13 protein-coding genes are annotated in these 18,398 nt (G+C 68.8%); 9 read left to right on the forward strand and 4 right to left on the reverse strand.

The genetic code is table 11. From position 1 onward, the window contains the following. Positions 1 to 6 precede the first annotated feature (6 nt). From ED208_RS09235 to ED208_RS09245, 3 genes are all read right to left on the reverse strand, one after another. Positions 7 to 2,748, reverse strand: a complete 2,742-nt coding sequence (locus ED208_RS09235) for a neutral/alkaline non-lysosomal ceramidase N-terminal domain-containing protein (protein ID WP_123211586.1) — start codon at positions 2,746 to 2,748, stop codon at positions 7 to 9. Next, entirely contained in the window at positions 2,745 to 5,312 is a 2,568-nt protein-coding gene (locus tag ED208_RS09240) for a hypothetical protein (RefSeq protein WP_123211587.1), read from the reverse strand. Before ED208_RS09240 ends, ED208_RS09235 begins: the two co-directional genes overlap by 4 nt. 193 nt (positions 5,313 to 5,505) lie before the next feature. Continuing rightward, on the reverse strand, positions 5,506 to 6,048 hold the full coding sequence (locus ED208_RS09245; protein WP_123211588.1) for a Smr/MutS family protein: 543 nt from the start codon (positions 6,046 to 6,048) through the stop codon (positions 5,506 to 5,508). A gap of 91 nt (positions 6,049 to 6,139) precedes the next feature. Here ED208_RS09245 and surE point away from each other — a divergent pair, with 91 nt between their 5' ends. From surE to recJ, 9 genes are all read left to right on the forward strand, one after another. Continuing rightward, positions 6,140 to 6,895, forward strand: coding sequence for a 5'/3'-nucleotidase SurE (gene surE, locus ED208_RS09250; protein ID WP_123211589.1), 756 nt, complete (start codon positions 6,140 to 6,142; stop codon positions 6,893 to 6,895). Positions 6,896 to 6,911: 16 nt separating this feature from the next. Next, positions 6,912 to 7,595 (forward strand): protein-L-isoaspartate(D-aspartate) O-methyltransferase, encoded by a 684-nt coding sequence (locus ED208_RS09255; protein ID WP_123211590.1) that lies wholly within the window; start codon positions 6,912 to 6,914, stop codon positions 7,593 to 7,595. Then, positions 7,595 to 8,191: a DedA family protein gene (locus tag ED208_RS09260; protein ID WP_123211591.1), complete on the forward strand. Its 597-nt coding sequence runs from the start codon at positions 7,595 to 7,597 to the stop codon at positions 8,189 to 8,191. The genes ED208_RS09255 and ED208_RS09260 overlap by 1 nt, the downstream gene beginning before the upstream one ends. A 17-nt stretch (positions 8,192 to 8,208) precedes the next feature. Next, a complete protein-coding gene (locus ED208_RS09265) occupies positions 8,209 to 9,057 on the forward strand; it encodes a peptidoglycan DD-metalloendopeptidase family protein (RefSeq protein WP_123211592.1) in 849 nt (282 codons plus the stop codon). Positions 9,058 to 9,195: 138 nt separating this feature from the next. After that, a complete protein-coding gene (gene alaC / locus ED208_RS09270) occupies positions 9,196 to 10,422 on the forward strand; it encodes an alanine transaminase (protein ID WP_123211593.1) in 1,227 nt (408 codons plus the stop codon). 71 nt (positions 10,423 to 10,493) lie between these two features. Further along, complete coding sequence (locus ED208_RS09275; RefSeq protein ID WP_123211594.1) at positions 10,494 to 11,810, forward strand: homoserine dehydrogenase; 1,317 nt, start codon at positions 10,494 to 10,496, stop codon at positions 11,808 to 11,810. Beyond that, complete coding sequence (locus ED208_RS09280; protein ID WP_199720566.1) at positions 11,810 to 12,421, forward strand: GNAT family N-acetyltransferase; 612 nt, start codon at positions 11,810 to 11,812, stop codon at positions 12,419 to 12,421. Before ED208_RS09275 ends, ED208_RS09280 begins: the two co-directional genes overlap by 1 nt. Before the next feature lie 4 nt (positions 12,422 to 12,425). Continuing rightward, positions 12,426 to 13,529 carry a threonine synthase gene (gene thrC / locus ED208_RS09285; protein WP_123211596.1) on the forward strand — a complete coding sequence of 368 codons (1,104 nt, stop codon included), beginning with the start codon at positions 12,426 to 12,428 and terminating at the stop codon, positions 13,527 to 13,529. Positions 13,530 to 13,537: 8 nt separating this feature from the next. Then, complete coding sequence (gene recJ / locus ED208_RS09290; RefSeq protein WP_123211597.1) at positions 13,538 to 15,238, forward strand: single-stranded-DNA-specific exonuclease RecJ; 1,701 nt, start codon at positions 13,538 to 13,540, stop codon at positions 15,236 to 15,238. 15 nt (positions 15,239 to 15,253) lie between these two features. Here the strand turns inward: recJ and ED208_RS09295 are convergent, their stop codons facing one another. After that, complete coding sequence (locus tag ED208_RS09295) at positions 15,254 to 18,385, reverse strand: EAL domain-containing protein (protein WP_233574982.1); 3,132 nt, start codon at positions 18,383 to 18,385, stop codon at positions 15,254 to 15,256. Positions 18,386 to 18,398: the final 13 nt, after the last annotated feature.

The raw sequence follows: 18,398 nt of genomic DNA on the forward strand, positions 1-18,398 counted from the left end.
CCCGGCCTAGTCGCCGGGCTCCGGCGTGCGATTGCCCCAGCGGTCCTCGCCGCTGGCGCTATCGGTGCCCGCCGCTGGCAGGCGCACCCGATAGCGGGCGTAGACCCTGCCCTCGATCTCCTCGATCTCCGGCTTGCTGGCGACCGCCACCCGCGAGCCCGACTGGAAGCGCACGCGCCCCTGGCGCACCGGCGCCGGCTGCTCGACCTCGCCTTCCGGCTCGATGTTGCGGTAGTTGCCGGGCACCGGCGTGTAGGCCAGCGTGGCGTTCAGCCATTCGCCCTCGCGCTGCAGGTCTTCCAGCACCAGGTTGTCGGCCTCGGAGACGGTGAAGGGTTCGGAGCTGAACTCGTAGGGCGCCTGCACCGGCAACTGCTGCGCGACGCCGCGCACGTGGAAGCGGTACTCGCCGACCGGGAAATCCTTGGCCGGCTCGAAGCGGACGTTCCAGCCGTGGCGGCCGTTGGTCATCAGATATTCCAGCCAGAACTCGTAGTAGGGCTGCAGCACCCGGCTGTCGCTGCGCCGCATCGGCTGCCAGCTCTCGCCGACCTTTTCCTCCAGGGTCACCACCGGCAGGTCGATCACCGGATCGCCGCCTTCAAAACGCAGATGGTTGTTGCCGAAGCGCGCGATGCTGGCCGGCTGCACCAGCACGCTGCCCGGGCTGAGCGAAGGCAGCGCCGGTGGCGGCAGAGCCGGCAGCAGCGAGAAGTAGTTGACCTGGAATTCATCCGGTGGCGGCTCGCTGTGGTTCTTCAGTGCGTTCAGCAGAGCCACGGTGCGATCGAGGATCAGACCGCCCTGTTTCCAGCCCCAGAACGTGGTGGTGCCCTCGGTGCCACCCAGATCCCAGTCGGCCTTGAGGTCGGGCAGGATGTAGCCGACGTGGTCCTGCGAATAGCCCCAGATGAAGCTGTGCTCGCGCGGGAACGGGCTGGCCTCCAAGAGCCGCAGGCCCTGCTCGGTGAGCGGTTCGCCCGGTTGCAGGATCAGCACCGCATCGCCGATCTGCGCCACGCCCAGATGAGTGTCCTGGGGCACGAAGGCGTCGTTTTCGGCGACGCCGTTGTCGAGCAGATCCTCCGGCCCGGAGGGGGTCGCCGGCAGGCATAGCGGCAGGGGCGCCAGCGCATTGCACTGCACCGCGCCGAACGGGTAGGGATATTCGCTGGGCGCGTAGCCGAGCTTGTCCAGGCTGAGGATGACGCGCTGGCTGAGCAGTTTGAGTTCCGGCGCGCGGTTGAAATTGTCGATGCCCCGCCAGAGATCGAGGATCTGCGGCGCGATCAGTTCGCCGAAACGCTCGACCCGCTGACGGGTGGGGCCGCCATCGGCACGCGGACTGACGTCGCCGGTCGCGCCCTGGATCAGCATCGCCACCACCGGCGTCTCGAAGCGCGCCTGCACGCTGCGCTCCAGGCCGGCCAGGCAGTCGCCGGAGAAGTACAGGTTCTCGACATCGAACATGATGCCGTGGGCGGCGTAGTTGACCATCACCGCCAGCGGCCGCACCGGTGCGCCCTGGGCATCGACCTCGTCGAGGCGGAATACCCCGATGCGCCGGCGCAATAGCGTCTGCTCGGCGACGCGCTCCTCGCTGTAGGGCTCGCGCGAGCGGCGGAAGGAATTCAGGTAGCGGTCCTCGCCACGGCCCTGTTCCAGGCCTTCGGTGAAGCCGAAGCGCGCCGGCACCCGGTTGGCGAGCGCCTGCACCACCACCTCGCTGACGCTGTGCACGATCTGCGCGAACAGGTCGGGGTGGTAGACATCCAGCGCTGCCCAGAAGTACTTGATCGACAGATTGCCGATCGCGCCCGGGCCGTCGTGGGTGTGGGTGGCCGACATGATCAGGCCGTCGCCGAGATCAATGCCGGTGCGGCTCTTCACCTCGGCGGCCACGCCGACCACCAACTCGTCGAGCATGCCGACGGTGTCGGTCTTCACCAGCACCAGGGTCTTGCCGTCGCGGCTGAGCGCGATGGCCTTGGTCATCAGCGAGTCGTAGTAGCCGCGCGAGGACGGCGAGATGGTCGAATAGGGCGAGCGGCGCAGCTCGTTGGGCGGGGTGACATTGATGCCGCCGCCCTCGCTGATCGCCGGGATGAAGCCGAGCAGGGCCTGGAAGAAGGGCAGCGGATTGCCACCGGCCAGCTCCTCCAGTTGCGGCGCGTACTCGCCGCCCAGCGGTGGCCGCAGATAGCCGCCCAGGGGGACGCCGACCGGCACCCGCAGCGCGCCTTCGGCGGCGCCGGCGCAGAACAGGCCGGGTGCCGCTTGCCGGCAATCCGGGACCAGGTCGTCGTCGACGATCAGCCCCTGGGCGCTGGCGCCGCGCAGGTTGCCGCCACTGACCTCGCTGAGCAATAGCTCGAATCGCTTGTCAGGTTCTGGACGTGCGTCGTCGATCAGAGGCACGACGACGTAGGCGCGCCGTTCGCCGGCCGGGATGCTCAGGCTGCCGACGGTTTCCTGGTAGTCCTCTCCGGCCCTCGCGTCGCCGTCGCGGGTCCGGTAGCGCAACTGCACAGGCTGGTCGCTGATCCGGCTCAGCCGCAGCTCGAAACGCAGCGCTGCGGCGCCGCCCTCGCCCTCGCGAATCGGCGGGCCGGCGAGCACTTCCAGGTCGGGCAGGGCAGGATCGCCGATCACGCCATCCCCGGCGCCCAGCTCTGGGCGTGAGGAGTTGCCGCAGGCGGCCAACAGCAACCCGGCCGCGATGGCCAGGGCGGTCGTCCGGCGGCTCATGGCTCGAACTTGCGGGTGGCGCAGGGCTTGCCGCCGCAGGTATCGACCACTGCGCCGTTGGGGTGGTAGAAGGCGTCCTTCTGCTGGCGGCTGGCGGCGGTGGAGCGGGGGTATTCGTGCGGATCGGCGCCGTAACCCAGTTCCGGTCGTGGCGGCGTATTGGTCACCGGCGGCGGCGCGACGCCGGAGAGCTTCTCGCCGCTGTCGTCGGCGTCGTTGCGCGGCGTGCCGTCGGCGCGCAGGGTGGGGCCGGAGTCCCAGACCACCAGCGCGTTGCCGACATGCGGATTGCTCAGGCAGGGGATTGCGTAATAGGGCTCGTCGTCCGGGTGCCGGCGATTGAGATCGAGCGGATCCAGGCCGATGGCGGCATTCACCAGGTCATAGACCCCGCGACCGCGCTGCGGACTGCTCCCGCGTGCCACCGCCGGGCAGTGCACCCCGGCACCGATGGTGCGCGCCATCACTTCCGCCGTGGTCATGGTCACCTGGTGGTCGCCGAAGGCCGGGTGCAGCAGCACGCGCTTGGGGCTGGCGCCGGGCAGGTTCTTGCCCGCTGCCAGGCTCCAGGCATAGCCGTTGTTCTCGGCGCGGTCCCAGAGCATCTGGATCAGCGACAGCACGAACTGCTGGTCCAGGCTGGCCTGGTAACTCGCGTAGAAGAACGTGGCGTAGAGGTCGAAATCGACGCTGCGCGACAGCAGGGTCGAGTAGTTCATGCCCGGCACGCCGAGCACGCCGGCCTTGATGTCGGGACTCACCGCCATCAGGGCGCCGCCGATGATGCCGCCCTGGGAATTGCCGTCGTAGTAAAGCTCGGTGCGGTCGAGCAGGCACTGATCGCCAACCTTGAAGGCGTCGAGTTTGCAGAAGCCGTCCGGGTGCATCACCGCCCGGCCCAGATAGGTGAAGTTGATCAGGCTCTGCTGCACGCGGTCGGTGAGCGTGGTGAAGTTGCTCATGTCGATCAGCAGCGTCAGCACGTTCAGCACGTCGCCCAGCGGCGGGTCGTAGTAGACCGTGTCGAAGGGCTTGGTCGGGTCGAAGTTGTGGCTGGCCATGCCGATCCAGTCGGTGGCGCAGTAGATCATCCCGACCTCCTGGATGATCGCGCCGACCTGCCCGCTGCCCTCGCTCTGCGAGCCCAGCAGGCCGTGGCCGTACAGCGCCGGCCGCTGCGGATTGCCCTTGGTGGCGGTGGCCGGATCCTGGGCGCCGTCGAAGGCCCGGCGCGGGATGCGGCAGAGGAAGTCGAAGGTCTGCGTGCCCTTGATCGGATTGCGGTCGGGCAGGCCGTCGCCGTAGAGGCCGTCGGTGCTGGGCGTGTAATAGAAGCGCGAGCCGGCCGGGCCGTTGGGAATATTCAGATAGCTCGGCACGGTGATGACGCCGCGCACCTCGCGGGCGATGTTTTCGTCGCCGACGCGGTCACTGACGGTGATGTTGGAGATAGTCGGCGCCTCGCCCTGGACGATGCCGTCGGCCGGGGTGTTGTCGCCCAGCGCGGCCAGGGCGTCGTCGCGGATGTGCAGCACTCGCTCGGTCAGGTTGCGCTCGCTGGCGACGGTGAAATCCCAGGTGAGGAACAGCTCGCCGCGCGGGATGCCGGCCTTGCCCAGGCTGGTGAACAGATCCTCGAAGTGCGCGCGCCGGCCTTCCACCATCGGCAGGCTGCTGCTGTGGTTGTCGCGGTAGATGCGGAACGCCGCCGGGGCCTCGATGGCCTTGCCATCCGTGTCCTTGAGGTTGCGCAGCACCACGATGTAGCGGTGGCCCGGCGTGAAGTTCTTCGCCGGGCGGATGATCAGCGCCGGGCCGGGGTCCACCAGCGGGTTACTGATCGCCGGCAACTGGCCGCAGTAGCCGCGCAGGGTGTTGGCCAGGGTTTCGACGCTGTCCACACCCGGCAGGCCGACTTCACCCAGCAGATTGCCCAGGGTGGCGACGATCCCGAGAGTGTCGCAGCCCTCGAACTTGGTGATGTTGGCATCCATCTCCGCCCAGATCAGCTGGCGCTCGCCGGTGTCGGCGTCGATCACCTCGATTGGCGCATCGTGCGCGTAGCTCTTGGCGATGTCGGTCAGCGGCACCGCGCCGGTCTTGGCGAGGTCCAGGCCGGGGATGCGCACCAGAATCGCCTGGCCCGGCGAGAAGCCGTCATTGCGGTTCCAGTCGCTGGGGTCTAGCGGTTTTCCCAGCACATTGCTGGGCATCGACAAAGGGTTGAGGTTGATGCGCAGGCCGGTGTCGGTACTGCTGTCCGCGGTGGTGAACCAGTTGTTCGGCCAGGGGAACATGCAGTACTCGCGATTGAGGAAATCGCAGCGGTCGAAGCTCAGCAGGTCTTGCAGCACGCTGCTGTCCAGGCTCGCGGCCGGTGGCGGCGGGCTGTTGTCGACCGGGGCCGGCGGCGCCGGAATGCCCGGATCTCCACCACCGCCGCCCGGCACGCCACCGCCCGAGGGCTTGCTGCTTTCACCGCAGGCGGCGAGGGCGAGCGCCGCAGCCAGGGCCACGGCCAGGACGCCGGCGACCCGCGCCGGGTGTAGACGGAACTGCGACATGACCACTCCTCCGAATGGTTGAGGCCCTCGTCGTTGCGAAGGCCTTCGATGACTGATGGTGAGCTTCGCGAGCGCGGCGGCGGCGAAGAGGTTCCTGCGATTAACTTACAAGTTTGTAATATGAATAACTTTGCAGCTAGCGAGCCTAGCTCGTCAAGGCGGCTGAGCGCCACACTGCGCCAGCGGGTGGCAATCAGCTCCCGCTGGCGCGCAGCAGCACATACACCGCGCCGGTGCCGCCGTCGCAGGCGCGGGCCGAGCAGAAGGCCAGTACATCCCGGCGCTTGCGCAGCCAGCCGTCCAGGTAGCGCTTGATCACCGGACCGCTGTTGGGCGAGCCGTTGCCCTTGCCGTGGACGATGCGCACGCAGCGGTAGGCCTGCGACTGGCAGTGCGCCAGAAACAGCGCCACCTCGCTGCGGGCGCCGTCGCGGTTGAGTCCGTGCAGGTCGAGTTCCGACTGGATGCGGTACTGCCCGCGCCGCAGCTTGCGCCAGACGCTGTCCTGGATGCCGGGCGCCCGGTAGGTCAGGGTATCGCCGCTCTCGAAATCCTCCGGGTGCAAGGGGTCTTGCAGCAGCTCGACCAGCACCGCGCTGTCGTCCAGCTCCTGCTGGCGCGGACGCGGCGGTGGCAAGGGTTTCAGGGCTGGCGGCAGTCGATCCGAAGGGGGCAGACGGACCAGCCCGGGCAGGGCCGATAGCAGATCAACGGAGCTGTCATCGTCGGGCGTCATGGTCGGCGCTCGCTGCGAGGGGTGGCGATACAATACCGCCTTCCCACAAACCCTTAGTGAACGTCCGCAGCCGATACGCTGCGGCGGGCCGATGAAAATTCTTGTTTCCAACGACGACGGTTGCACCGCCCTCGGACTGCGGGTGCTGGCGGCCAGGCTGGCCGAGCAGCACGCCGTGCAGGTGGTGGCGCCGGACCGCAACCGCAGCGGCGCTTCCAACTCCCTGACCATCCTCCAGCCCCTGCGCCCGCACCGGCACGACCACGGCGAGATTCCCGGCTGGTGCGTCGATGGCACGCCCACCGATTGCGTGCACCTGGCGCTCACCGGCCTGCTGGAGGAGACGCCGGACATGGTGGTGTCCGGGATCAATGCCGGCGCCAACCTCGGCGACGACACTCTCTACTCGGGCACCGTCGCCGCCGCCATGGAAGGCCGACGGCTCGCTACAGCGGCGATTGCGGTGTCCTGCGTCGCCCACGCACCGCAGCACTACGGCACCGCCGCGCGGGTGACGGCAGAGCTGATCGAGCGCCTGCAGCGGGTCCCGCTGCCGCGCGACACCATCCTCAACGTCAATGTGCCGGACATCCCCTACGAGGACATCCAGGGCATCGAGGTCACCCGTCTGGGACATCGCTACACCGCCGAGTCGGCCGTGAAGAGCGCCGACCCGCGTGGCCGGCCGATCTGGTGGGTTGGCGCCGCCGGGCCGGAGGAAGACTGCGGGCCGGGCACCGATTTCCACGCCGTCAACAACCGCAAGGTCTCGATCACCCCGCTGCTGGTGGACCTCACCAAGCACAGCGCCTTGGACAGCCTGCGCGGCTGGCTCGCGGCCGAATGAGCCGGGGCGAGTGCTGATGCGCGAGAGTCACAGCCACGCCCAGGGCCGCGGGCTGACCTCGCCCGGCAGCCGCGCCAAGCTGGTCGAGGAGCTGCGCAGCCTCGGCGTCAAGGACGAGCGGGTGCTGACCGCCATCGCCAAGGTGCCTCGCCACGAGTTTGTCGATCCGGCGTTTCAGGCCCAGGCCTACAAGGCCGATCTGACCCTGCCCATCGGCCATGCGCAGACGCTGTCGCAGGCGCGGGTGGTGGCGGTGATGACCGAGGCCCTGCTGGCCGGCAAGCCGAGCGGCAAGTTCGGCCGGGTGCTGGAGATCGGTACCGGCTCCGGCTACCAGACTGCGGTGCTGGCCGGACTCTGCGACACCGTGTTCACCGTCGAGCGGATCAAGGCCCTGAGCGAGACCGCGCGGCGGCGGCTGGCCGCCATGGGCATCAAGAACGTGCACTTCGGCTACGCCGACGGCACCGATGGCTGGACCAGCTTCGCGCCCTATGACGGCATCCTGGTCACTGCCGGCGCCGAGGCGCTGTCGCCAGCCCTGGTCGAGCAGCTGGCGCCGGGTGGCCGGCTGGTGGTGCCGGTGGGGCCCTCCGGGCGGCAGCTGCTCAAGCTGATCAGCCGCGACGCCGCCGGCAAGACCCAGGTGCAGGACGTCGCCACCGTCAGTTTCGTTCCCTTGTTGCCCGGTAAACAGTGATGAGCGGTTTCGTCGAGTGGGTGCAGTCGGTGGTCCAGCATCTGGGCTACACCGAGATTTTCTTCCTGATGGCGCTGGAGTCCAGCCTGTTTCCGGTGCCCTCGGAGCTGGTGATGATCCCCGCCGGCTTCCGCGCCGCGCAGGGCGATCTCAATCCCTGGCTGGCGACCCTGACCGGCGGCTTGGGCTCCTTGCTGGGTGCATCGGCCAACTATCTGCTCGGTCGCTATGTCGGCCGCGCCTTCCTGTTGCGCTACGGCAAGTGGTTCCTGATCAACGAGGCCAAATACCACGAGGCCGAGGCGCTGTTTCTGAAGAACGCCAAGCTGGCCACCTTCGTCGGCCGCTTCATCCCCGTGATCCGTCATCTGATCTCGTTGCCGGCGGGCGTCTTCGGCATGGCGCTGCTGCCGTTCGCGCTGCTGACCACCCTGGGCGCAACCCTGTGGTGTGGCGTGCTGGTGCTGCTTGGCTACTACCTGGGTGAGCCCACCATCCGCCTGGTCGCCGAATACAGCCATCTGTTCGGCTACGCCGCAGTGGCGCTGACGGCGCTGTTCGGTCTGTGGTTCCTGCTGCGTCGCCCGCGCCGTTGAACCTGGAGATTGCCGCCATGCCCTCGTCGCGTCTGCTGCTGACTCTCGCGCCTGCCCTGGTACTCACGGCCTGCGGCTACGGCTGGCAGGAAGAGCCCCGCATCTATCCACCCTCGGCCGCCAACGCCGCGCGCGGTTCGGTGATCGCTGGCGGTGGTGCGGCGGCTGGCGAGTATCTGGTGCAGCCGGGCGACACGCTCTACGCCATCGGCTTCAAGAACCAGCTGGACTGGAAGGACCTCGCCAGCTGGAACGGCGTGACCGCGCCGGACTACCTGATCCGTAGCGGCCAGGTGCTGCGACTGTCGCCGCCGGCCACGGCGGTGGGCAGCGAAGTGGTCCAGACCCGGCCGCTGACGCCGACCGCGACACCCTTGCCGCCACGGCCGACCGACTCGGCGCCGGTCCCGGTGCCGGTGGGCCCCGCCACGCCGGTGATCGCTTCCCCCAGCACGCCGCCGGTGGTGCTGCCGGCCACGCCGCCAGTCGCCAATGCGGCGTTCCGCTGGGCCTGGCCCACCGAGGGCACGCTGCTGCGCGGCTACAACCTCGCGCTCGGGGCCAAGGGCATCGACATCGCTGGCACGCTCGGCCAGCCGGTCACCGCCAGCGCCGCCGGCAAGGTCGTCTACAGTGGCAGCGCGCTCAAGGGCTACGGCGAGCTGGTCATCGTCAAGCACGACGACAGCTATCTCTCCGCTTACGGATACAACCAGCGCCGCCTGGTCAAGGAAGGCGACGAGGTGCGCGCCGGCCAGACCATCGCCGAACTGGGCCTGGGGCCGGAGCAGAAGCCGGCCCTGCATTTCGAGATCCGCGAGCACGGAAAGCCGGTGGACCCGCTGAAGTTCCTGCCACCGCGATGACGGCAGTCTCAGACTGGGCTTTTTGTTGCAGCGCGTAGCGACTGAGAGTCTAATTGCGCGCCGCCGCGTCAGCGGCGGTCGCCGCTCCGGCGGCATTGCCGACCACCTCCACGAGGACAGACCCCTGTTGCGTTCACGATGAACACCAATTTCCCGCGCATCCAGCGCTTGCCGCCCTACGTCTTCAACATCGTCGGTGATATGAAGAAGGCGGCCCGAGCTCGCGGGGACGACGTCATCGATTTCAGCATGGGCAACCCGGACCAGCCGACGCCCAAACACATCGTCGACAAGCTGGTGGAGGCCTCGGTGCGCGGCACCGAGAGTGACTACGTCAAGCCGGAGGTCCACGACGAGGACGGCACCCATACCCATCGCTACTCGGTGTCCAAGGGCATCCCGCGTCTGCGCCGGGCGATGGCCAAGTGGTACCAGACCCGTTACGAGGTCGAGCTGAACCCGGAGACCGAGGTGATCGCCACCATCGGCTCCAAGGAAGGCCTGGCGCACCTCGCCTTCGCCACCCTGGCTCCCGGCGACGTGGTGCTCTGCCCGAATCCGGCCTATCCGATCCACCCCTACGGCGTGGTGCTGGCCGGTGCCGACGTGCGGCACGTGAAGATGACCCCGGATGTCGACTTCTTCGAGGAACTGGTCAAGGCGATCAAGGATTGCTGGCCGAAGCCGAAGATGCTGATCCTCAACTTCCCGGGCAATCCGACCACGCAGTGCGTGGAGCTGGATTTCTTCGAGAAGGCGGTGGCGATCTGCAAGGAACACGAGATGTGGCTGATCCACGATCTCGCCTATGCCGATATCGTCTTCGACGGCTACAAGGCGCCCAGCGTGATGCAGGTGCCGGGCGCCAAGGACGTGGCGGTGGAGTTCTTCACGCTGTCGAAGAGCTACAACATGCCCGGCTGGCGCGTCGGCTTCATGGTTGGCAACCCGACCCTGGTCGCCGCCCTGGCGCGGATCAAGAGCTACCTCGACTACGGCATGTTCACGCCGATCCAGGTTGCCGCGATCGCCGCGCTGGAAGGACCGCAGGACTGCGTCGCCGAAATCTGCGAGATGTACCGCGTCCGCCGCGACGTGCTCTGCGAGGGGCTCAACGCCGCCGGCTGGAAGGTCGAGAAGCCGAAGGCGACCATGTTCGTCTGGGCGGAGATTCCGGAGAAGTTCAAGGCCCTGGGTTCCATCGAGTTCTCCAAGCTGCTGCTGGAGAAGGCGCATGTCGCGGTCAGCCCCGGCATCGGTTTTGGTCACGAGGGCGACACCCATGTGCGCTTTGCCCTGATCGAGAACGAGCACCGGACCCGTCAGGCCATCCGCAGCATCAAGAAATTCCTCCGAGAGGCCTAAGGCCGGTGGTGCCGCCGGGCTCGCTCCGCGACAGCCCGGCGTCTCCTGAGTCCGCAAGCGAGAACAAGGTAATGAGTCAGCAAGCCGTCAAAGTCGGTCTGATCGGTCTGGGTACCGTCGGTCAGGGTGTGATCCGCGTCCTGCAGAAGAACGCCGAGGAGATCGCCCGCCGGGTCGGTCGCCCGGTGCAGGTCACCCACGCCAGCGCCCGCGACCTGGGCCGCCCGCGCGACACCGATCTGGCGGGCATCACCCTGGTCGCCGATGCGCTGAGTCTGGCGCGCGAAGCTGACATTGACGTGCTGGTAGAGGTCGTCGGCGGCCAGACCGTCGCCAAGGACGCCATCCTGGCCGCCCTGGCGCGCGGCAAGCCGGTGGTCACCGCCAACAAGGCACTGCTGGCCGAGAACGGCAACGGCATCTTCGCCGCCGCCGCCGAAGCCGGCGTGCCGGTGGCCTTCGAGGCCAGCGTCGCCGGTGGTATTCCGATCATCAAGGCGATCCGCGAGGGCCTGGCCGGCAACCGCATCGACAGTCTGGCCGGCATCATCAACGGCACCTGCAACTACATCCTCAGCCAGATGACGGTGAAGGGGCAGAGCTTCGCCGACGCGCTCGCCGACGCCCAGAAGCTGGGCTATGCCGAGGCCGACCCGACCTTCGATGTCGAAGGCGTCGATGCTGCGCACAAGCTGAGCATCCTGGCCAGCATCGCCTTCGGCATGCCGCTGTCGTTCCCGGCGGTGGCCTGCGAGGGCATCACCAAGGTCACCGCGCAGGACATCCAGATCGCCCAGACCCTGGGCTATCGCATCAAGCTGCTCGGTATCGCCAAGCGCAGCGCCGCCGGTGTCGAGTTGCGCGTGCATCCGACGCTGATCCCCGACGACCAGCTTCTGGCCAAGGTAGATGGCGTGCTGAACTCGGTGCTGGTGCAGGGCAATGCCGTTGGCCAGGTCGGCTTCTACGGGCGCGGCGCCGGCGGCGACGCCACCGCCAGCGCGGTGGTCGCCGATCTGGTGGACGTGGCGCGTGGCCTCGGTGCCGAGGCGCACCGGCACGTGCCGGCGCTGGCCTTCCAGCCGGCGGCGGTGCAGGCCCTGAACCTGCTGCCGATCAGCGCCATCGAGTCCTGCTACTACCTGCGTCTGCGGGTGGCTGACGAGCCGGGTGTGCTCAAGGGCCTCACCGGCATCCTCGCCGAGCACGACATCAGCATCGAGGCAATCCTGCAGAAGGAGCCGCGCGGTGACGACGACGCTACCGTTGCCCTGATCACCGACCGCGTTGCCGAGCAGCGCTTCGACGCGGCGCTGGCGGCGATCCAGGCCTTGCCCTTCGTCCGCGAAGGCGCGGCCCGGATCCGCGTCGAACACTTCAAGGACTGATGCTCGCGCCAGTGATTCTGGAAGGCCGCCATGTGCGGCTGGAACCGCTATCGCGAGAGCACCATGCCGCGCTTTGCGAGGCCGGCCAGGATCCGGCGACCTTCCGCTGGTTCCCCACCACGGTGGCAGGGGAGCAGGGCATGCGCGCCTACATCGACAGCGGCCTGACGGACCACGCCGCCGGTCGCGCGCTGCCGTTCGTGATCCGTCGCGTCGAGGGCGGCCGCATCGTCGGCGCCACCCGTTTCGCCGCCTTCGAGCCGGCGCACCAACGCGCCGAGATCGGCTGGACCTGGCTCGAGGCCTCGGCCCGCCGCACGCCGGTCAACACCGAGTGCAAGCGCCTGCTGCTGGCGCATGGCTTCGAGCGGCTCGGCCTCAACCGCATCGAGTTCAAGACCGACTCCCGCAACGCCGCCTCGCGCGCCGCGCTGGCCCGGATCGGCGCCACCGAGGAGGGCGTGTTCCGCAACCACATGCGGATGCCCGACGGCTCGATCCGGCACTCGGTCTGGTTCAGCATCATCCGCGAGGAATGGCCGCAGGTGCGCTCGCACCTCGACGCCTTGCTTGCCCAAACTCCTACTTCCGCCGCACCCGCACAGGTCTGATCCCATGCACTACACCGGTCTGGTCAATCGCTATCGCTCGCGTCTGCCTTTCGGCCCCGAGGTCAAGGCTGTCACCCTCAACGAAGGCAACACGCCGCTGATCGAGCTGGTCAATATTCCCAAGCTGGCCGGTTTCGAGGGGCGCATCCTGGTCAAGTTCGAGGGCCTCAATCCCACCGGCTCGTTCAAGGACCGCGGCATGACCGCCGCCGTCACCCAGGCCGTGCATGAGGGCAGCAAGGCGATCATCTGCGCCTCCACCGGCAACACCAGTGCGGCGGCCGCCGCCTACGCGGCGCGTGCCGGCATCACCGCCTTCGTGTTGATTCCGGAAGGCAAGATCGCCCTCGGCAAGCTCGCCCAGGCGGTGGTCCACGGTGCCGTGGTGGTGCAGATCCAGGGCAATTTCGACGACGGCATGCGGCTGGTGAAGGAGGTCGCGCAGACCGCGCCGGTCGCCATCGTCAACAGCATCAATCCCTACCGCCTGCAGGGCCAGAAGACCGCCGCCTTCGAAATCGTCGAAGCCCTGGGCCGCGCGCCGGACTACCACTGCCTGCCGGTCGGCAACGCCGGCAACATCAGTGCCTACTGGATGGGTTACAAGGAGGCGACCGGCCAGCGCGCCACCGCCAGCATGGACGGCTATGCGCTGGAGGCCTTCAGCGGCAACCTGCCGAAGATGGCCGGCTACCAGGCCGCCGGCGCCGCGCCCTTCCTGCGCGGCGGCCGTGTCGCCAATCCGGAGACCGTCGCCACCGCCATCCGCATCGGCGATCCGCAGTCCTGGGATCACGCCTGGGCGGCACAGAAGGAGTCCGGCGGCTGGTTCGACGAGTGCACCGACCCGGAGATCCTCGCCACCCAGCGCCTGCTCGCCGAGAAGGAAGGCATCTGGTGCGAGCCGGCCTCGGCGGCCTCGCTGTGCGGCGCGCTGCGTGACATCAAGAACGGCAAGATCGCCCAGGGCTCCACGGTGGTCTGCACGCTGACTGGCAACGGCCTGAAGGACCCGGACATCGTCATCCAGGCCGGCCTCAAGGGTCTGGTGCAGGTGGCGGCGGAGCGCGCGGCGGTCGAGCAGGCCATCGTTTCCCAGCTGCGCTAAGCCTGGCCGTGAGCGCCGCGCCGCGCATCCAGACCCGCGCGGCGGGACAGCCGGAGCGGCTGCCGAGCGAGCTGCACCCGGTGCTGCGTCGGGTCTACGCCGCGCGCGGCGTGACGCCCGCCGAGCTGGCCCTGGAGCTGAAGAACCTGCTGCCGCCCGAGGGTCTGCTCGGCCTCGGCCGCGCGGCGGCGCTGCTCGCCGATGCCATCGCCGGGCAGCAGCAGATCGTCATTGCCGGCGACTACGACGCCGACGGCGCCACCGGCACCGCGCTGGCGGTCCTGGGCTTGCGCGCCCTGGGCGCGAGCCGGGTCGACTACGTGGTGCCGGACCGCTTCCGCATGGGCTACGGCCTGTCGCCGGCCCTGGTCGATCTGGCCATCGCGCGCGGTGCGCAGCTGCTGGTGACCGTCGACAACGGCATTGCCAGCCTCGCCGGCGTCGCCCATGCCCGGGCGCGCGGCGTGCCGGTGCTGATCACCGATCACCACCTGCCGGGTAGCGAGCTGCCGGCCGCCGAGGCCATCGTCAATCCCAACCAGCCGGGCTGCGGCTTCGCCAGCAAGGCGCTGGCCGGCGTCGGGGTGATGTTCTACCTGCTGATGGCGCTGCGCGCCGAGCTGCGCCGTCGCGGTGCACTGACCAGCGAGCCCAATCTGGCGCAGTGGCTGGATCTGGTGGCGCTCGGCACGGTCGCCGACGTCGCGCGGCTGGACGCCAACAATCGCGTGCTGGTGGAGCAGGGTCTGCGCCGCCTGCGCAGTGGCCGTGGCCGGCCCGGCCTGCTGGCGCTGCTGGAGGCGTCGGGGCGGCCGCTGGCCGCGCTCAGCACCACCGATCTCGGCTTCGTACTCGGGCCGCGCCTCAACGCCGCCGGCCGGCTGGACGACATGCGTGCCGGCATCGAATGCCTGCTTGCCGACAGTCTGGAGGCGGCGCGGCCGCTGGCCGTCGAACTCGACCGGCTGAATCGCGAACGCCGCGCCCTGACCACGCAGATGAGCGAGGAAGCGCAGCTGCTGGTCGATGAGGACGACGCCATCGTCGGCCTTTGCGCCTTCGACGAGAGCTGGCACGAGGGCGTGGTCGGCCTGGTGGCGGCGCGCCTGAAGGAATCCCGCCACCGGCCCGCCATCGCCTTCGCCCGCGCCCAGGAGCCGGGCCTGCTGAAAGGCTCGGCGCGCAGCATCGCCGGTCTGCACATCCGCGACGTGCTGGCGGCGGTGGACGCCGCGCATCCCGGCCTGATCGAGCGCTTCGGCGGTCATGCCATGGCCGCCGGCCTGAGCCTGGCCGAGGCCCGCTACGCCGAGTTTGCGGCTGCCTTCGACCGCGCCTGCCGCGAGCGCCTGAGTCCGGCCGAGCTGGAGCGGGTGATCGAGACCGACGGCGCGCTCTCTTCCCAGGAACTGAGTCTTGGCACCGCGCAGCTGCTGGAGCAGGCCGGCCCCTGGGGCGCCGGCTTTCCCGAACCGCAGTTCGTCGGCGAGTTCCGGGTGGCGGCGCTGCGCCTGATGGGCAGTGAGCAGCAGCACGTGCGCTACCGCCTGGAGACCGGTGCCCTGCAGCTGGAGGCGGTGGACTTTGGCGGCGCCGAGCGGGCCCTGCCGGCCGGAGGCCGGCTAAGGGCGGTGTACCAGCTCAGCGTCAATCGCTGGAACGGCAGCGAGTCGCTGCAACTGCGGCTGGTGCACCTCGAGCCTGCCTGAGCGTCGGCCGCCGGCTCAGTTCGGCGGCAGGAAGATCACCGGCGAGGGCTTGGCGTAGGCATAGCCCTGGAAGTAGTCGGCGCCGAGCTTGCGCCAGGTTTCGGTCATCTTCGGATCGTCGATGTTGTAGACCACCACCCGGCGACGCAGCTGGCGAACCATGCGCAGGGTCGATTCCGCGAGGATCTGCTCGACCGGATCGCTGCCCAGATCCTTGAAGGTCTGGGCGTCGATCTTGGCGAAGTCCACCGGCAGCTTGCGCAGCAGTTCCAGCTCGGCCATGTGCCGGCCGAAGTAATGGTCGACAGCGATCTTGCAGCCCAGCCGGTGCAGCACTTCGCAGGTGAGCATCGCCGCCTGCGGATGCTCGCTCAAACCCTGTTCACGGATCTCGAAGCAGAGCTTGCCGGCCAGCTGCGGCTGCGGCTCCAGCTGCTGCGCCAGAAACTCCAGGAAGCCGTGATCGACCAGGCTCAGCGCCGACAGGTTGATGCTGGCGAAGGCCAGTCCCTCGACTAGCTCGGGACGTTCGCGCAACTGCCGCAGGGTCTGCACGATCACCCAGCGGTCGATGCTCGGGGTGAGCTGGTGGCGCTCGGCGGTGGGCATGAAAGCGGCTGGGCCGGCCCAGAAGCCCTCGTCGTCCTCCAGCGCCAGCAGCATCTCGTAGGCGTGGCCCTCGGCGGCATAGTCGCTGCCGGCGACGATCCACTGGGTGCGCAGGTGGAACAGGTCTTCGTCCAGTCCACGCTGGATGCAGCGCACCCAGACGTCGTCATCAATGGCGCGCACGTCCCGGTCCATCGCCGGGTTGTAGTTCATCACCCGGTTGCGGCCGGCGCGCTTGGCGGCGACGCAGGCATCGTCGGCGCGGCGCAGCACTTCCAGCGCCGTGAGTTGGCCGTCGAAGCAGCAGACGCCGATGCTGGTGGTAACCGCCAGCGGCTGCGACTCCCAGTAGAAGCGGGCGCTGAGCAGGCTGGCGCGCAGCTGCTCGGCCACCGCCAGGGCGCTGCGCTCGTCCACGGCCTCCAGCACCACCGCGAACTGGTCGGCGGCGAGCCGGTAGACGTCGTGGCTGACCGGGGCCGTGCTGGCCAGGGTCTCGGCAACGCGGATCAGCACGTCGTCGCCGGCGGGCACGCCGCCGAGGTCGTTGATGCGTTTCAGATGATCCAGATCGAGGTAGAGCAGCGCGTGGCTCTGGCTCGATTGCTCAAGCAAGGCCGTCACCCTCCGTTTGCACGCGGCATGCGTGCGCAGACCGGTCAAGGGGTCCATCAGCTCCTGGCCGGCGCTCAGGTACTCGGGAGCCCCCAGCTCGCGGCGCTGGCGCTCGTGGAACACCAGCACCGCGCCCATCAGCCGGCCACGGGTGCGGATCGGCGCCGCCCGCAGCACCAGGTCGCGCTCGGCGGCGTTGTGCGGCTTCATCCGCAGCCCTTCGGTGAGGTCCAGGCGGCTGCCACGGCGCATGGTCAGCTCGGCGAGGTTGCCGCTTGCTTCAGTCTCACCGGCCATCTGCAGCCGCAGCACCGCCTCCAGGCGTTGACCACGGGCTTCCCGCAGCGACATGCCGGTGAGCAGCTCGGCGACCGGGTTCATGTCGTCCACCACGCCGTGCTCGTCGGTGGTGACGATGGCATCGGAGACCGCCTGCAGCGCCAGAGCCGTGCGCTCCTGGGCGCGCAGCAGCTGCTCCTGCATGTTCTTGCGCTCGTGCGATTCGGCGCTCAGCTGTACCCGGGCGCTGCGGGCGTTGTCGATCGACTCCCGCAACTGCCGAACCCGTTCGTTCTGCCAGTGCGCGAGCAGGCCGACTTCGTTGCGTGGTGATTCGTCGAGGACCAGATTCAAGGCCTCGTCCAGGGTGGCGCTGTGCGCCAGTTGATGGGTCATGCGCTGCAAGGGCAGCACCAGCAGCACGCGCACCACCAGCAGTACCGCCAGCAGCGCCATCGCCACCAGGGCCAGGCTGACCAGCAACGAGGTCTGGAACAGGTGATTGGCGCCGGCGAATCCCTCGACGGTCGAGGTGATGCGCAGCAGCTTCCAGTGGCTGCCCGGCAGTTCGAACAGGATGCCGTAGGCCGGTTGGCCATCGGGCGGCGCCTGGGACAGGTCGATGCGCATCGGCGCCTTCAGCTGGTCGGCGCCCGGCAGCAGGCCGCGCCAGATGCCACCGAGAATTTCTTCCGACTCCTGGCGCGACAGCTCGCGGGTGCCGTCGCGCAAGGCCGAAACCTGGCTGGCGTTGTACAGGGAGGCCTTGCTGATCTCACTGTGGGTCTGCTCATCCAGCTTGTGCAGCGCCAGCGCCAGCGCCGAGTAGCTCGCCTGGCGCTGGGCGATCTCGGCCAGCGGTGTGCCGGGCGTCAGCGGCTCCGGCGTGCCCTTGGCGGCGAGCAGGCGGTCGTTCTCGTCCAGCAGCAGGCTGTAACCGGCACTAGGGCCCGCCGGACCGGCGAAGTACTCGGCCAGCGCGGGCAGCGACAGCGAGACCGTCGCGACGCCGAGGAAGCCGCGGCCATCGCGGATCGGAATGCCGACGGTCAGCACGCTCTGTTTGCTGAGCGGCTCGCTGCGCAGGCCGGTCCAGTAGCCGCGTTCTTCGCTGGCATAGCGCGCCGGGGTGTACCACTTCTCGTGGTAGTAGGGCGCGCTGCGCGGGTCGTTGTAGTCGTTGCGTGGCTGAAAACCAGCCTCGTGGCGGGTCCAGAACAGGCTGGCGCGTTCCTGTCCGGGGTAGAGCGCATTGGGTTCCGGCCAGATGCCGAAGTCGGCTATCAGCGCCGCGTACGGGCGGCCGCGCAGCAACCTGGGCGCGGCATTGCGCAGCGCTTCCTGGCTGATGCCGGGGGTGGCGGCCAGCTGCGCCAGACTGCCGGCGAGCGTCTGCGCGTCATAGCTGAGCGCGCGCAGGCCGTTGGCAAGCTGCTGGCCAGAGGCTTCGTCGTAGCGGTAGCTGTCGACCAGCAGGTTCTGCTGGACCAGGGTGCGGCTGCTCCACAGCGCGCCGCCGGCGAGCAGGACGAAGAGCAGCAGGAACAACAGCGCCAGCTTGAACTGCAGTCCCTGATGCCATTCCAGACCGAGGTACTCGGCGGCTCCCGGGCGGATGGCCTTGGTCTTCTTGGGCGCAGCCATGCTCACGGTGGAC

It is taken from the genome of Stagnimonas aquatica, from assembly GCF_003730135.1.
Taxonomy (GTDB): domain Bacteria; phylum Pseudomonadota; class Gammaproteobacteria; order Nevskiales; family Nevskiaceae; genus Stagnimonas; species Stagnimonas aquatica.

What these genes read in the sequence shown, in the direction of transcription:
- ED208_RS09260 (WP_123211591.1), top strand. Translation starts at nt 7,595, where the DNA reads ATGAGCGGTTTCGTCGAGTGGGTGCAGTCGGTGGTCCAGCATCTGGGC.
- ED208_RS09255 (WP_123211590.1), top strand. Translation starts at nt 6,912, where the DNA reads ATGCGCGAGAGTCACAGCCACGCCCAGGGCCGCGGGCTGACCTCGCCC.
- ED208_RS09265 (WP_123211592.1), top strand. Translation starts at nt 8,209, where the DNA reads ATGCCCTCGTCGCGTCTGCTGCTGACTCTCGCGCCTGCCCTGGTACTC.
- ED208_RS09275 (WP_123211594.1), top strand. Translation starts at nt 10,494, where the DNA reads ATGAGTCAGCAAGCCGTCAAAGTCGGTCTGATCGGTCTGGGTACCGTC.
- ED208_RS09280 (WP_199720566.1), top strand. Translation starts at nt 11,810, where the DNA reads ATGCTCGCGCCAGTGATTCTGGAAGGCCGCCATGTGCGGCTGGAACCG.
- ED208_RS09235 (WP_123211586.1), bottom strand. Translation starts at nt 2,748, where the DNA reads ATGAGCCGCCGGACGACCGCCCTGGCCATCGCGGCCGGGTTGCTGTTG.
- thrC (WP_123211596.1), top strand. Translation starts at nt 12,426, where the DNA reads ATGCACTACACCGGTCTGGTCAATCGCTATCGCTCGCGTCTGCCTTTC.
- alaC (WP_123211593.1), top strand. Translation starts at nt 9,196, where the DNA reads ATGAACACCAATTTCCCGCGCATCCAGCGCTTGCCGCCCTACGTCTTC.
- ED208_RS09245 (WP_123211588.1), bottom strand. Translation starts at nt 6,048, where the DNA reads ATGACGCCCGACGATGACAGCTCCGTTGATCTGCTATCGGCCCTGCCC.
- ED208_RS09240 (WP_123211587.1), bottom strand. Translation starts at nt 5,312, where the DNA reads ATGTCGCAGTTCCGTCTACACCCGGCGCGGGTCGCCGGCGTCCTGGCC.
- surE (WP_123211589.1), top strand. Translation starts at nt 6,140, where the DNA reads ATGAAAATTCTTGTTTCCAACGACGACGGTTGCACCGCCCTCGGACTG.
- ED208_RS09295 (WP_233574982.1), bottom strand. Translation starts at nt 18,385, where the DNA reads ATGGCTGCGCCCAAGAAGACCAAGGCCATCCGCCCGGGAGCCGCCGAG.